At 75.4% G+C, this 16,363-nt stretch carries 2 protein-coding genes; one reads left to right on the top strand and one right to left on the bottom strand.

Annotated elements, in window-relative coordinates:
- The first annotated feature begins 22 nt into the window (after positions 1 to 22).
- Complete coding sequence (locus E0L36_RS27125) at positions 23 to 12,565, top strand: non-ribosomal peptide synthetase/type I polyketide synthase (protein WP_258016343.1); 12,543 nt, start codon at positions 23 to 25, stop codon at positions 12,563 to 12,565.
- Between the two features lie 366 nt (positions 12,566 to 12,931).
- Here E0L36_RS27125 and tmk read toward each other — a convergent pair whose 3' ends face one another.
- Positions 12,932 to 16,246 (bottom strand): dTMP kinase, encoded by a 3,315-nt coding sequence (gene tmk / locus E0L36_RS19780; RefSeq protein WP_180930461.1) that lies wholly within the window; start codon positions 16,244 to 16,246, stop codon positions 12,932 to 12,934.
- Positions 16,247 to 16,363: the final 117 nt, after the last annotated feature.

Genomic DNA, 16,363 nt, shown 5'->3' with positions numbered 1-16,363 from the left:
ACCGCGCACGGAAACCGGAGCCATGACGACAGCACCCCGAGAAGCCCTGTACCAGGGGCCGGAACTGGACCTCACCGAAACCGACCCGCGCGACGCGACCGCCGCGCTGATCCGCGCCGCCCGGGAGTTCCCGGAAGCCGGAGTCGTCACCCTGGACGGCTCGGGGCGGGAGCGGTGGCAGTCCTACCCCGAACTGCTCCTCCGCGCCCGGCGGGTGCTCGCCGGGCTCCGGGCGCGGGGCGCCCGCCGGGGTGACCGCGTCATCGTCTGCGGGCTGCCGTTGCACGACGTCTTCCCCGCCGTCTGGGCCTGCGTGCTGGGCGGGTTGCGGGCCGCGCCGATCGCGGAGCGCGCCGAGCCGGACAGTCCGACCGCCGAACGGCTGCGGCGGGCCTGGGCAGTGCTCGGGGAACCGCTGGTGCTCAGTGACGACTCCGGCGCCACCTCGCTCTCCGCCTCCCAACCAGCCGCGCGGGTCCTCGCGTTCGCGGACTGCCTCGCCCACCCGGCGGCCGACGACCTCGTCACCCCGGAGGGCGGGGAGGTGGCGCTGCTGATGCTCTCCTCCGGCAGCACCGGCGCCCCCAAGGCGGCCCGGCTCACCCACGCGGGACTGGCGGAGTTCGCGGCCAGCAGCCGCCGGATCCTCGACATCCGGCCCGAGGACACGACGCTGAACTGGCTGCCGGTGGACCACAGCGGGGCGTTCCTGCTGTACCACCTCGCGGAGGTCTTCGCGGGATGCGTGAACGTCCACGTGCCGACCGCCACCGTGCTCGCCGAACCGGCCCGCTGGCCCGAGCTGTTGGACCGGTACCGGGTGGCGCACTCCTGGGCTCCGGCCTTCGCCTTCCAACTGTTCGCCGAGGCCGCCGAAGCCCAGCCGGAGGCGTCCTGGGATCTGCGCTGTCTCCGCGGCCTGGTGTGCGGGGGCGAGCGGATACCGCCGCCGCTGATGCGCCGATTCCTGGACGCCACACACCGGTTCGGGGTCCGGGCCCACCATGTCGTGCCCGCCTGGGGGATGGCGGAGACGGTCACCGCGATCACCCACGGCCGGATGGACCGGCCGGGCACCCTCCAACGGGTGCGCGCGGACAGCCTGTCGGGGACGATCGTCCCGGCGGGAGCGGACCTGCCGGAGGCGGAGTGCGTCACCTTCGTCAGCGTGGGCGAGCCCGCGCACCGCACGGCCCTGCGGGTCGTGGACGACGCCGGGGCGCCCCTCCCCGAGTGGCGGGTGGGCCGCCTCCAGGTGCGGTCCGCCCGGGTCACCCCGGGGTACGTGGGCGACCCGGCGGCGGACGCGGCGGCCTTCCCCTCGGGGCCCGACTGGCTCGACACCGGGGACCTCGCCTTCCTCGCGGAGGGGCAGCTGGTCGTCACCGGACGCCGCAAGGACCTGATCGTCGTCAACGGCCACAACCTCAGCTGCCACGAACTGGAGGACGCCGCCCGCACGGTGGCCGGGGTGCGCGCCGGTGAGGTGGCGGCCTGCGGCCTGCCCGACGAGGCCAGCGGAAGTGAGACGCCCGCGCTGTTCTTCGTCAGCCAGGGCGCGGAGGAGGACGCCCGCGTCGCCCGGGAGATCCGGGCGGCGGTCTTCACCCGCTGCCGCCTCACCGTCGGCCCGGTGACCGCCGTGCCGGGGGAGCGCTTCCCCCGCACCCCCTCCGGCAAGGTCCGCCGGGGTGAGCTGCCCGCGCTCCTCCCCACCGACCCGCCCCCACCGGCGGCTGAACTCCCTTCTGACGCACCGGGGTTGGCGGCGAACGAGCCCGGAGAGGTACGGGCGGCGGTGGAGGAGGCGATCGTCGCGCTCCTCGGACGGCCAGCCGACCCGGCGCTGCCGTTCTACGAACTCGGCCTCAACTCCCTCGGGTTAGCCCGGCTGCACGGAGCCCTGGAGCGCCGCCTCGCCCGCACGATCCCGCGTACCGCCCTGTTCCTCCACCCCACCGTGGACGCGCTCACCACCCACCTGCGCGCCGCCACCTCCCCACCCCCGACCGCGCCCGGCGCCGCCCACCCCCCGCGCCCCGATGAGCCCAACGCCCCGGACTCACGGGCCACTTCTGACGGACCCACCGTTCCACTCGGTTACCGCGAAGGGCGGCACCCCCGGGACGGCTCCCCCTCCCCCCGGACGTCGCACCAGACCCCCGGAGAGCCATCCACCGGTGAGCACCGGATCGCGGTCATCGGCATGGCGGCCCGGCTGCCCGGCGCCGGGACGGTGGACGCGTTCTGGGAGAACCTGCGCCACGGCGTCGACGCCGTCCGGACGTTCACCCCCGAGGAGGCCGCCGAGGCGAGTGGCGGCCACTCCACCACGGCGGACTTCCGGAGCCCGGAGCGGCAACTGGTCGCCGGAGTGCTGGACGCGGCCGACCACTTCGACGCGGACTTCTTCGGCATGCCGAACGCCGACGCCGAACTGACGCACCCCGCACACCGGTTGTTCCTGGAGATCTGCCATCGGGCGCTGGAGGACGCCGGTCACGCCGCGGGTTCGGGGGGCACCGGCCCCGGCCCGGGGAACCGATCCGGGTCCCGCGTCGGGGTGTTCGCCGGTTCCGGTATGAACCTCTACGGCCACCAGACGCCCCCCGCCACGGTGACGCCCGCACCCGATGACCCGGCGGACGGGGCCGGAGGGGACGATCCGGCGCGGGGTCTGCGGACCGCCATCGGCTCCCAACCCGACTTCCTCGCCAGCCGCGTGGCGTACCGGCTGGGTCTGACCGGGCCCGCGATCGGCGTCCAGACCGCCTGCTCCACCTCGCTCGTCGCGGTCCACCTGGCCGTCCAGTCGCTCCTCACCGGCGAGTCCGACCTGGCGTTGGCCGGGGCGGCGGCGGTGCATCTCCCGCAGGAGAGCGGCTACCTCGCGTATCCCGGCTCCATCCTGTCGCCCACGGGCCGCTGCCGGGCCTTCGACGCCCGGGCGGACGGCACCGTCGGCGGCAACGGGGTCGCCGCCGTGGTCCTCAAACGGCTCGATCTGGCCCTCGCGGACGGCGACACCGTGCACGCGGTGATCCTCGGCTCCGCGGTCAACAACGACGGTCCCGACCGGGCCGGTCTCAGCGCCCCGAGCGCCGACGGCCAGGCCGAGGTCGTGCGGGAGGCGCTGCGGCGCGCGCGAGTTCCCGGCGAGTCCGTCTCCTACGTGGAGGCCCACGGCACCGGCACCCCGGTCGGTGACCCCATCGAGTTCACCGCGCTGAGCCGGGCGTTCGGCGAGGGAACCGACCGCACCGGCTTCTGCGCGCTGGGCTCGGTGAAGCCGGGCATCGGGCACCTGGACAGCTGCGCGGGCATGGCCGGGCTCCTCAAGACCGTCCTGATGCTGCGGCACCGGGTCATCGCGCCCACTCTCCATCTACGCGAACCCCACCCCGAACTCGCGTTGGAATCCAGCCCGTTCACCCTCGCCACCGAGGCGGCGGCGTGGCGCGCCGCGCCCGGGGAGCCGCGCCGGGCCGGGGTGAGCGCCCTCGGCGTCGGCGGCACCAACGCCCACCTCGTACTCGAAGAAGCCCCCACGGACCGCCAGTCGGACGAGGCCGCGCCCACCACCCGCCGGTCCGCGACGGGTACAGCGGCGGACCCCCCGTTCTCCGGGGGCGACGGGCGGGAACCGGGGTCGGCGGAGGTGCTCCCGGTGCTGCTGCCGCTCTCGGCCAACGACCCGGAGGCGCTGTCGGTGCTCGCGGGTCAGCTCCGCGAGCGGCTGTCGGCGGATCCCCACCTCCGCGCGGAGGACGCCGCCGCCACCATGGCGCTCGGCCGCCCGCACCGCCCCTGCCGCACCACCGTCGTCGGCCGCGACCGTGCCGAACTCGCTGCCGCGTTAGAGGAGTTCATCAGCGAGCCGGAACGTCCACCGGTCACGGGGGGTGCCGCGCCGCCGAGCGTCACGTTCGCCTTCTCCGGGCAGGGCAGCGCGCGTCCCGGCATGGCACGCCAGCTCTACGCCGCGTATCCGGAGGCGCGGAACGTGCTGGACGCCTGCGATCGCGTCCACCGCGCGGAGTTCGGCTCCAGCCTGCTCGAACCCCTCCTGACCGCCCCCGAGTCCGGCGGTCACCGCACCCCTCCGGCCGGGCGGCCCACCGCCGACGACGCCACCCCACCGGACACCCGGTCGGACGGAACGCCCGCCACGGACGCCGTCTGGCCCACGGACACCGCCCAACCGGCCCTGTTCGCCCACCAGATGGCGCTCGTCGCCGTATGGCGGTCGTTCGGCGTCACGCCCGACGCGGTGCTCGGGCACAGCGTCGGCGAGTACGCCGCGCTGTGCGCCGCCGGAGCGCTGAACCTGGTGGACGGGCTCCGGCTCACCGCCCGGCGCGGCCGGTTGATGGGCCGGTGCAGCGCGCCCGGCGGGATGCTGGCGATCCGCGCCGACCCGGACACGGCACGGCGGATCGCCCGGGAGAGCGGCACCGAACTGGCCGCCGTGAACGGCCCGATGGCGCAGGTCCTGTCGGGCACCGCGCCACAGGTGCGGGAGGCGGTACGTCTGCTGACCGAACGCGGCGTACGGCACCGGCCGCTGGCCGTCGACCGCGCCTTCCACTCGGCGGCACTGGAGGCCGCTCTCGCCTCCTACCGCCAGCAGTACACCGAGAAGGTCCAGCTGGCCCCGCTCTCCGTGCCGTTCGTCAGTGGACTGGACGGCGCCGCCAGACCTCCTGGCTGGCGGCCGGACGCCGAGTACCTGCACCGGCAGGCCCGGGAAACGGTCCGCTTCGACCTCGCCGTCCGGGCGGCGCGGGAACACGGCACCGACGTCTTCCTGGAGGTCGGCGCCGGTGCGGTGCTCGCCGGACTCGGACGGCACACCGCGCCCGGCAGCCGCTGGCTGTGTGGACAGGGCGAGGGCACGGAGCAGTTGGCGGGGCTGCTGGCCAGCGCGGGCACGCTCTTCACCGACGGGGCCGCCCTCCACTGGCCCGCGATCGTCCGCTCGGGCGGCCGAGTGGCCCTGCCCGGCCACCCGCTGAGACCGCGCCGCTTCCCCTGGCCCACCACGTTCGCCCCCAACCGAACTACGCCCAGCGGACGTTCGGACACGCCCGCGCTCACCGACGGTTCCGACAGCCCCGCCACGCCGACCGGCGTCCCCCGCCCGGAGACGCCACCGGCCCCCCACTCCGGTCCCGCCCGCACCGCATCCGACGGAGGACACCCCGACGCCATGCCGCAGGACGACGACATCGCCGCACACGTGCTGGCCCTGGTCCGCGAGTTGACCGCCGTCAGGCTGGGCACCGGCACGGACGTGGTGCTCCCGGACAGCTCCTTCTTCGAACTGGGCGCCGACTCCCTGTCGTTGATGGGTCTCACCGGCGAGCTGGAGCGCCGCTTCGGCGTACGGGTGCCCGTCCGCGAGCTGTTCACCGGGTGCGACACCCCGCGCGCGCTGAGCGCCCTGCTCCTCCGGCGCGGCGCCACCCTGCCCGGCGCCGCCCACCGCCACACCGCCACACCACCGCCGCCGGACCCGGCGGGCCCGGCGGCCCCGTCGGAACCCACGGAGGCGTCGGTCCCGCCCGCCGCCCCGGCCCCGCCACCGGGCGGCCTCCCCGCCCCCCGTCCCCCCGCGCGACCCGACGAGGGAGCCGGTCAGGGCATCCGCCCCCGGCCCGCCCCCGGCCCGGCCGCGACGCCGAGCGGCAACGCGCCCGTACCGGCCGCGCCCCCGGCTCCCGCCTCGCCGCCACCGGTGCCCGCCCCCGTGCCACCGGCGGGGGAGGCGCCAGCGGCCCCCGCGCCCGCCGCCGGACCGCCGCCCACCGCCCTTCCGGAGCCCGCACACCAGCTGATGGGCGAACAGCTGCGGCTGGCCGGGGAGTTGGTGCAGCAGATCGGCGGGGTGCTCCACCGCCAGCTGGACATGCTCGGGCCCGCCCCGGCGGCGGAGGTGGCCCCACCGGCCGCCCCCCACACCCCCGCCGCGACACCATCCACGACAGCGGAGTGGGAGCCCCGGCCCACACCGTCCCCACGGCGGGAGCCGGAGACCGCGCCCGCCCCCTCCGGCCCGCCCTCCCCCGGCCCCGGAGCCCCGGAGCCCCGCTCCGCCACCGCCCCCCGAACCCCGGCGCCCCCGAGCCAGGCCCCGGCCAGCACCGCCGAGGCGGCGGGCCTGCCCTCCGGCCCGTCGTCGGTCCCGGCCCTCGGCCCCGGCCCCCGCGAGGCCACCGGCCCCGCACCCGCGCCCGCGCCACCGGCGCCCCTCCCCGCGCCCCCGTCCGTCCTGCCCACCACGGACGGTGACGCGGACGGTCCAGCCGCCCGCTGCGCGCTCAGCCTGTACTTCTTCGGCGACTACCCCGAGGAGGACGGCCCCCGGCCGACCACCCAGCCGCAGCCCGGCAAGTACGAACTGATCCTGGCCGCGAGCGAATTCGCTGACCAGCACGGATTCCACGCGGTGTGGTTGCCGGAGCGGCACTTCAACTCCTTCGGCGCGCTCTTCCCCAACCCCTCCGTTCTCGCCGCCGCGTTGGCCACCCGCACCCGGCACGTCCGGCTGCACGCGGGCTCGGTGGTGCTGCCCCTGCACCACCCCGTCCGGGTGGCCGAGGAGTGGTCGGTGGTCGACAACCTCTCCGGAGGGCGCGCCGGACTCTGCGTCGCGAGCGGCTGGCACTCCGGGGACTTCGCCCTCGCACCGGCCCACTACGGACGCCACCGCGAGTTGATGTACGAACAGCTCGACGCCGTACGGACGTTGTGGTCCGGTGAGGCGCTGCCGCTGGTGTCGGGCAGCGGCGAACCCACCGAGGTACGGCTGTACCCGCGTCCGGTACAGCCCGAACTGCCCCTGTACGCCGCTGTGGTGAGCAACAAGGAGAGCTACCGCCGGGCGGCGCGGCTGGGGTTGGGCGTGGTCACCAACCTGATGACCCAGACCGTCGAGGAAGTGGCCGGGAACATCGCGCTCTACCGGCGGACCCGGGCCGAACACGGCCTGGATCCGGCGGCCGGACGCGTCGTCGTGCTGGTGCACACCTACCTCGGGGAGGACGCGGAGCGGGCCAGGGCCGTGGCCTACCAGCCCTTCGTCTCCTACCTCCGCTCCTCGCTCGCCCTCTTCGACCAGGTGACCAACAGCCTCGGCTTCGAGCTGGACCTCGCCAGCACTCCGGCCGAGGACGTGGACTTCCTGCTCGGCCAGGCCTACGAGCGGTACTGCGCGAGCCGCGCGCTCATCGGTGACGAGGACAGCGTGACCGGCACGCTGGACGCGCTGGTCGAGGCGGGCGCCGACGAGATCGCCTGCTTCGTCGACTTCGGGGTGCCCGCCCCCCAGGTCCTCGCCGGGCTCCCCGCCCTCGACCGCCTCCGCGCCCGCCTCCAGCACCCCACCACCCCGCCCTCCACTCCCACACCCATCTCCCCGCCCACAGCCCCGAGTTCGCGGGCAGTCCCACAACCGGACACCACTCCGGTCACCGAGGAGACGCCGGTCACCGAGGAGACGCCCGAAGCCGAGGAGACGCCGGAGTCCGAGGAGACGCCCGAAGCCGAGGAGACGCCGGAAGCCGAGGAACCCCCGGAGGTCGACGGGGAGCTGAGCGCGGCACAGCGGCGCATCTGGCTGGTGGAACAGCTCCACCCCGGCAGCAGCATGTACCACGAGCCGAAGGCCGTCCGGCTCGACGGCCCCCTCGACACCGACGCGTTCCGGCGCGCCCTGCGCCGCGTCACCGAACGGCAGCCCGCGCTGCGCACCGTCTTCCGCAGCGCCGAAGGCGCCCCGTACCGGCGGGTGCTGGGGAGCATGCCCCTCGACTGCCCGGTGGAGGACCACCGGGGGACGACCGAGGAGGAAGCCCTCCAGCACGCCCTGGCCACCACCGGCCGGGAGGTCTTCGACCTGACGGAGGGCCCACTGCTCGCGGTGCGCCTGCTGCGGCTCGCGGAGGACCGGCACCTGCTCTTCGTGCTGGCCCATCACATCGTCTTCGACTCCTCCTCCACCGGCGTCTTCGTACGCGACCTCGCCACCGCCTACCGGGCCGAACGCACGGGCGGCGCCCCGCCACCGGCCCTCCCGCCCCGGGCACCAGGGCTGCCCGACCCCGCCCGCGCGGCGGTCGATCTCACCTACTGGCGCCGTGAGTTGGCCGACGCGCCCACGCTGGAACTCCCCACCGACCACCCGCGTCCCGCCGTCCGCACCGGCGCCGGTGCCGCCCTGACGCACGAACTGGACGCCGAACTCATCTCAGGTGTGAGGGAGTTCGCCGCCGGTCAGCGCGCCACCCTCTTCATGGCCCTGGTCGGGGCCATCTCCGCCGTGCTGGGGCGGTTCGCCGGGCAGGAGACAGTGGTGCTCGGCACCGCCGTCGCCGCGCGGCCGGAGGACGCGGCCGAGGAGGTCGGGGTGTTCCTCGACACCGTGGCGCTGCGCGTCGAGTTGGACGGCGAACCCACCTTCGCCCAGCTGCTGCGCTCCATCGCCGAACGGGCCAGCGCGGCCTACGAGCACCGCGACGTGGCCTTCGACGAGCTGGTGCGGGAGCTGAACCCACGCCGCGACCCCAGCCGCAACCCGCTCTTCCAGGTCCTGGTGGAGTACGAGAACGAGCAGCGCGTCGAGTTCGACCCGCCACTCCTCAGCTGCGAACTGCTCGATGTGCCCAGCGACCGGGCCCCGTTCGACCTCAGCTTCTACCTGACCCGGCACGAGCGGGGACTCCGCCTCATGGCCGAGTACGACACGTCGCTCTTCACCGAGGCCACGGTGCGGCGCCTGGTCGACTACGTGGAACATCTGCTGCGCCGCGCCCTCGCCGCCCCCGAGGCGCCGCTGACCGAACTCACCGCGCTGACGGACGCGGACCGCACCCTGCTCACCACCTGGTCGAACGGCGCCCCACCGCCCGCGATCCCCTCAGGGAACGCGCCCCAACCCCCACACCGCACGGTCAACTCCCCGCTCCGGAGGCCCGATCCGACCACCGACACCTCGGCCGGAAGCCGCTTCGAGGGGACCCTGCACGGGCTGTTCGAGGTGCAGGCGCTGCGCTCCCCGGACGCCGTCGCGCTGGTCCACGGAGCGGAGCGCGTGCCGTACCGCGAACTCGACGAACGCGCCAACCGCCTCGCCCGCCAGCTGCGTTCGGCCGGTGCGCGACACGGAGAGCGGGTCGCCGTGCTGCTGCCACGCGGTCCCGGGCTGATCACCGCGCTGCTGGCCTGCATGAAGAGCGGAGCCGCCTATCTCCCGCTCGACCCCGGGGCGCCGACCGCCCGGCTACGGACCCTGCTCACCGACGGCAGGCCCGTACTGCTCCTCACCCACGGCGACACCCGCGCCCAGCACCCCCAACTCCTGGGCGCCCACGCCGCGTTCGACCAACGCACCGCCCCACCCACCCCGGCCCCCGCCGTCCGCCACATCGAGGACCTCGACCGCCAGGCCATGTCGGGAAAACCGCTGCCCGCCGGTCCGCCCGACGGTGGCGCGGGACCGGGGGACCCGGCGTACTGCCTGCACACCTCCGGCTCCACCGGCACGCCCAAGGGGGTGCTGGTCCCCCACCGGGGACCAGCCAACCTGGTCCGCTGGCACCTCGCCCAGTACCGGCCCCTCCGCACCCTCCAGTGGACCGCGCCCACCTTCGACGTCAGCGTCCAGGAGATCTTCACGACGCTGGCCTCCGGCGCCGAACTGGTCCTCCTCGACGACACGGTGCGCCACGACCCGGCTGCCGTCGCCCGACTGATGCGCGAACACACCGTGCAGCGCCTGTACATGCCCTACCGCCCGCTGCGCCTGCTGCTGGAGACCGCCCCCGAACTGCCGGACGTACGCGAGGTGTTCTCCGCCGGGGAGGCGCTGGAACTGACCCCCGCCATCCGGGACTTCCTGGAGCGGAACCCACGGTGCGCGCTCCACAACCAGTACGGCCCGACCGAGACCTCCGTCGTCGTCACCTCCCACCGCGTCCACCCGGCGGACGGGCCGACGCCCCCCATCGGCGGGCCCGTCGACGGAGCACACCTCACGCTGCTCGACCCGCACGGCGCGCCCGTACCCGTCGGCGCCGTCGGTGAACTCCACGTCGGGGGCGTGCCGGTGGCCCTCGGCTACCTCGACCGGCCCGAGGAGACGGCGGCGGTCTTCCACACCGCGCCCGACGGCACCCCCCGGTACCGCACCGGCGACCTCGCCCGCTGGCGGTCCGACGGCACCCTCGCCTACCTGGGACGCGCCGACGAACAGGTCAAGGTCCGTGGACACCGCGTCGAACCGGCCGAGGTACGCGCCGCGTTGACCGCGCTGGACGAGGTGCGGGACGCGCTGGTGCTCACCCGCCGTGCCCAGGACGGGGACGCCCAACTCCTCGCCTACGTCGTCCCGTTCAGCGCTGACACCACCACCGCGCAGATCCGGGACGCGCTCGCCGCCCAGCAGCCCGACCACCTCGTGCCCCGCCGGTGGGTGACCCTGGACCGGCTGCCGGTGAACAGCTCCGGCAAACCCGACCGCGCCGCGCTTCCCGCCCCGGACCCCGCCACCCCGCCCGACGGCGCGGGGCCGGACGCCCCGTCGACACCGCTGGAACACCGTCTCCACGCGCTGTGGAGCGCCGAGCTGGACCGCCCCGCCGTGCCCGTCTCCGCCTCGTTCTTCCGGCTGGGCGGCCACTCGCTCAGCGCCGTGCGCCTGGTGAACCGGATATCCGAGGTGACCGGCTCCACCCTGACCATGACGGACTTCTTCCGCACCCCCACCATCCGGGGCGTCGCCACCCTCCTCGCCCCCACCCCCCAACTCCCCACGCCCCCACCCCCCTCCGAGAACACCCCCACCCGCGAGGAGCCCCCCGAGGACCCCATCACGGTGCTGGTTCCCGACGAACAACCCCCCACCACACCGGAGTTCGAGGACCGGCCCGCAGCCCCCCGCACACCGCCTCCCGCCAGGCCCGACCGGCGGGTGGTCGACACCGCCCCGATGCCCGCCACTCTGCGGCGCCTCTGGCAACGACACCACGCGCTCCGCGACCCGTCCGTCTACAACATCGCGCACCGGGTGGACATCGAAGGCCCCCTGGACGTCGACGCGTTGGGGCGTTCCCTCGGCGAGTTCGTCCGGCGGCACACCGCGCTGCGGGCCCGCCCCGTCTACGAGGAGGACGGCCCCCGCATCGAGGTCCTGGCCGAACTGCCGGTGACCCTCACCACCGTCGACCTGGACCCGGCCGACGTGGACGACTGGTGCGCGGCCCGCGCCCACACCCCCTTCGCACTCGACCAGTTACCCCTCTTCCGGTTCCACCTGGGCAGGCTGGACGACCACCGCTGGGTGCTGGTCACCGTTCTCCACCACGCGGTCTGCGACGGCTGGTCGCTCGGCGTCCTCTGGTCCGAACTCCAGCGGCTCTACGGCGCCTACCGCGCGGGCCGCTCCCCCCGGCTCCCGGATCCCTCGGCTCAGTTCACCGACTGGGCGCGGGACGAGCGGCGCCGACTCGCGGACGGCGGACGGGAACGGCTGCTCCGGTTCTGGCGGTCCGAACTCGCGGGAACGTCCCCACGGTTGCCGCTGACCACCGACCGGCCACGCCCCGACCGGCTCTCCGGCGCGGGCGCGAAGCTGGAGTTCACGCTCGACCACGGAGACGCCGTGCTGGCGACCGCCGAACGGCTCGGCTGCACCCCGTACACCGTGCTGGCCGGTGCGTTCGCCCGCTGGGCCGCCGAGCTGACCGGGCGGCCGGACCTGGTCCTCGCCGTCTCCAGCGCCAAGCGCACCGAGGGCAAACACACCTCCACGGTGGGCCTGCTGGGCGACTGGATACCCCTGCGGGCCCGCGTCGCCCAGGACTTCGCCACGCTGACCCGGGAACTCGGCGCCGCCCTGTTCCGCACGCTGGACCACCAACTGCTCCCGCTGGACGAACTGGCCCGCGCCGTCTGGCCGTCCGAGGAAGTGGCGCGCTTCCCGCAGGTGCTGTTCACCGTGGTCACCACCCCGCCGCCCACCCTCCGGCTGGAGGGACTCAGCACCCGCGTTCGCGCGCTGCCCGTACGCGACGGTGCGCGCGCCGAGCTGTACGTGGCGCTCGTCCCCGGCGAGGGCGCCACCCACGCGACGTTCGAGTACTCCACCGACCTCTTCGACGCCGCCACCATGGCCCGCTGGCGGGACCGGCTCACCGCGCTCCTGGCCGAGGTCACGGCGGAGCCCACTCACTCCGCGGAGCCACCCACCCCGCCTACGACCAGCCCCGGCGGCGCGGAGGCAGCGGCGGGCGAGCACCGCGTCCCCACCGCCCGCGTCCCGCACCCGTCCACCGGACCATCCCCAACACCCCGGCGCACGCCCAGCGTTGAGCCCGAGCCGCCGGAACCACGGCTCCCGGCCGGACCGTCCGGCGCGGCCGCCCCGCACCCGCCGACCGCCGCCGTCCCCGTACCACCGAGCGAGACGTCCGCACCCGGCGAAGGCACCGGAGGCGCCACCGGGCCGTCGGACACCACCGAAGGCGCGGACGGAGGCGGCGACGCCGCGTACGGCAGCGACGACTGACGCCCACGACAGAAGCCCCACGCCCTCCGAGCCACCGGCGGAAGGGGAACCGCCCCACCACGGGGCACCACCCACCGTCGGCGGCCCCGAGCCACCGCACACCCACGCACCCACGCCCACCCCACGGAAGGCCCCGACAAGGCCCGCCAAGCCACCGCCCACGAGAGACGAGGCAGCGGACACACCAACCACGAAAGGCACCGCACGGGACGCACCGCCCCACCGGGGCCACCAACCGCCCCGGTGAGCCGGTCCGGACGGAAGCGGAGGCAGCCCACGCGAGAGCCCGCCGCGCCCGAGGGCACGGCGGGCTCTCCCGCTCAACTCACCAGGGTCAGACGCCAGTTCTGACCGCCGCCTCCCGGTTCAGCTTCCGGAGCCGCCCCGGCGGCGCCCGGTCTCGTCCTCGTCCCCGTCGGCCCGGCCGCGCCGCCGGTCCCCGTCCTCGTCCCGCTCACCGCGCGGGCCGAGCAGTTCGTCGGCGAGGCTGGGCACGTCGTCCAGCGGGGTCTCCTCGGCCCAGTCGGGGCGCTGCCGGACCGGACGGCCGGTCTCCGGGTCGACCTGCGGCATCTCCCGGGTGCGCTCCTCGACGGCCGCCGCCGGGAACCCCTCCCGCAGGAACCGCTGTTCGGCGTCGCGCTGTTCGTCGCTCCAGCGGTCGGCGGTCCAGCGGTCCGCCGCCTGGTCCGCGTCCCGGTCGGTGGCGTCCTCCGGAACCCGCGGCAGGACCGTGGTCTCCTCGGAGCCGTCGGGGTGGGCGGCGTCCGCGCGCTCCCCGGGCGGCTGCGCCTGGGGCAGCAGCGCCGTCTCCTCACCGTCCGACCCGGCGGAAGTATTCGACCCGCCGGACGCACCGGCGCCCGCCCCCTTCCGCGGCCCCTCCACCGAGGGCAGCTTCGCGGTGTCGCCCTCGCTGCCGTCCGGATGGGCGGCGTCCGGGCCCGCGCCCGAACCGGCGCTCCGCACACGCTCGGCACGGAGCAGCGCCTCCTCGGCCTTGCGCTGCTTCTCCAGCCGCCGCTCCTCGGCCTCGGCCCGCAACCGGGCCTGCTCCTGGGCGAGTTGCCGCAGACGCGCCTGCTCCTCCTCCCGCGCCCGCTCCTCGGCCTCGCGGCGAAGACGCTCCTCCTCGGCGCGCTGCCGCTCCTCCTCCGCCCGCTGCCTGGCCTCCTCGGCTCGCCGCGCCTCCTCGCGCTGGCGCTCCAACTCGGCCTCGCGCCGCTTGCGTTCCTCCTCCTCGGCGCGGAGCTGGGCGATCCGCTCCTGCCGCTCGCGCTCCTGCCGCTCCTCCTCCGCCTTCCGGGCGGCCTCCTCCTCGGCCCGGCGGCGGGCCTCCTCCTCGGCGGCCTTCCGCGCCTCGATCTGGGCCTGCTTCTCCGCCTCGGAGAGCGGCAGCACCTGGTCGAGCCGGTGGCGGACGATCGTCGTCACGGCTCCGGCCTCCTGCCCGGCGTCCACCACGAGGTAGCGGGCGGGGTCGGCGGAGGCCAGCGTCAGGAACCCGGCGCGGGCCCGCTCGTGGAACTCGGTGGGCTCGGACTCCAGCCGGTCGGGCGCCTCGGTGAACCGCTCGCGGGCGACCTGCGGGGCGACGTCCAGCAGCACCGTCAGGTGCGGCACGAGACCGCCGGTCGCCCAGCGGGAGATGCGGGCGATCTCGGTGGGCGACAGGTCGCGTCCGGCGCCCTGGTAGGCGACGGACGAGTCGACGTACCGGTCGGAGATCACGATGGCGCCGCGCTCCAGCGCCGGACGGACGACCGTGTCGACGTGTTCCGCGCGGTCGGCGGCGTACAGCAGCGCCTCGGAGCGGGGCGAGAGCCCGGCGGAGGAGACGTCCAGCAGGATCGACCGGAGCCGCTTGCCGACGGGCGTCGAGCCCGGCTCCTTGGTCACCACGACCTCGTGGCCCTTGGCCCTGATCCACTCGGCCAGCGCCGTCACCTGCGTCGACTTGCCCGCGCCGTCGCCGCCCTCCAGGACGATGAAGAAGCCGTCGTCGGCGGTGCCCTCCACGGGCTCCGCGCCGCCGAAGGCGTTCCGCAGGTCGCGGCGGAGGGAGACGCCCTGCCGGTCGTCGACCCGGCCGAGGACGAGCGCGGCCACCGGCAGCAGCAGCGCGCCCACGAGCATCAGCGTGAACGCGGCGCCACCGTGGTCGAAGACGAAGTCGCCGCGCGCCACCCGGTGCGGTCCGATGAACGCGGCCAGCACGGGCGCTCCGAGCGCGCACACCGCGAGCGTCAGCCGCACCACGGCGTGCAGGTGCTCGGTGGTGCGCGGGCGGCGGAAGTCCTCGGTCTCTTGGTCGAGCAGGGTGTGCCCGGTGTTCGCGGTGATGCCGACCGTGACGCCGCCGAGCAGCAGCAGGATGAGCACCGTCGTCGGGTCGCCGACCAGCCCGGCGACGAGCAGCGCGACGCCGGTGGCGGCGACGGCCAGCGCCAGCAGCCGCCGCCGGGACAGCGCGGGCAGGGTGCGCGGCGCCAGCCGGATCCCGGCGGTGGCGCCGCCGGTGAGCGCCAGCACGGCGAGGCCGAAGGCGACGGGCCCGCCGTCGAGGTCCACGGCGTGCGGCAGGGCGACGGCGACGGCGGCGGCGAGCGCGCCGCTCGTCGCGGCGCAGGCCAGCACGAGCAGCGGAACGGCGCCGGTGCGGCCCCGGTCGGTCGAGGCGCCCGCCTTGGGCCGGCGCAGCCCCTCCAGCGGGGACCGCGGGCGGACCGTCGCGGTGTCGGGAAGCTCCAGGAAGTAGACGACGGAGAGCGAGGCGGCGAACAGCCCGGCGGCGACGTACGAGGAGAGCGCCGCCTGGTGGGTGTCGAACCAGGCGATCCCGGAGCCCAGCAGGTTGCTGACCAGGGTGACCGCGACCAGCACGGCGGCGGCGACGGGGAACGCGACGAAGCTGGTCCGCAGCCAGAGCCTGCGCAGCGCGTCGTGGTGGTCGACCACGGGCCGCACCACGTCGCCCTCCGGCGGCGGTCCGGGGAGCAGGCCGGGCGCGGCGCTGTCCTTGGCGACCGTCCACAGCCGCTCCGCGACGCCCGTCACGAAGACGGTGATCAGGATGGCGGCGAGGGCGTTGTCCGGGGTCCAGTCGACCCAGAGCGGGGCGATGATCAGCGCGATCACGCGGACGGCGTCGGCGCCGAACATCGTCCAGCGACGGTCCAGCAGCGCCTTGCCCTCGGCGACCCCGGTCCCCCGCTTCCGGCTCGCGGGGCTCCCGGCCTTCCCGGCCGCCGCCCCCTCACCGGAGGAGTCACCGGCGCCATCGGCGGCGTCACGCGCCTCACCGGACGCGCCCCGCTGCTTCCCGCCCGAGCGGCCCGGCTCGACGAGCGCCGAGAGGGGCCCGAGCAGCACCGCGCCGAACAGCAGGGTGGACAGCAGGCGCAGTCCGATGACGGCCGCGAGGACCAGCACCATCCCCCGGTATCCACCGCCGAACACCTCGCTGCCCGAGTCGCTGACGATCACTGCCGCCTGCCAGCCGAGCAGCAGCAGCACCAGCACGCTCAGCGCGTCGCCGACGCCTCCGGTGAACTGGGCGCTCCACAGCCGCCGCAGCGGGGGGAAGCGCAACAGCGCGCCCACGGCACGCTCACGGGACTGGGCGGCGAGTGCGTCGTCAGGAGGGACGGTCACGCCCGTTGGCTGCTCTGCACGCGTCATCCCGCCAGCGTATAAGGAGGCGCCCACCGCTTGCGGCCCCGCCCGAACAAACGGGCGGGACCGGTGTGGGTTGTGAACGGTCTGCGACTGTTTTGTGAGCCTTTTCTCCGGCCCCGC

It is taken from the genome of Streptomyces sp. AJS327 (genome assembly GCF_013450295.1).
In the GTDB taxonomy this organism is placed as follows: Bacteria; Actinomycetota; Actinomycetes; order Streptomycetales; family Streptomycetaceae; genus Streptomyces.
The sequence above is the reverse complement of the archived record's forward strand: the minus strand, read 5'-3'. Positions and strand labels throughout refer to the sequence as shown.

Bases quoted from the DNA above. Each gene is read 5' to 3' on its own strand.
- tmk (WP_180930461.1), bottom strand. From the start codon at position 16,246: ATGACGCGTGCAGAGCAGCCAACGGGCGTGACCGTCCCTCCTGACGAC.
- E0L36_RS27125 (WP_258016343.1), top strand. From the start codon at position 23: ATGACGACAGCACCCCGAGAAGCCCTGTACCAGGGGCCGGAACTGGAC.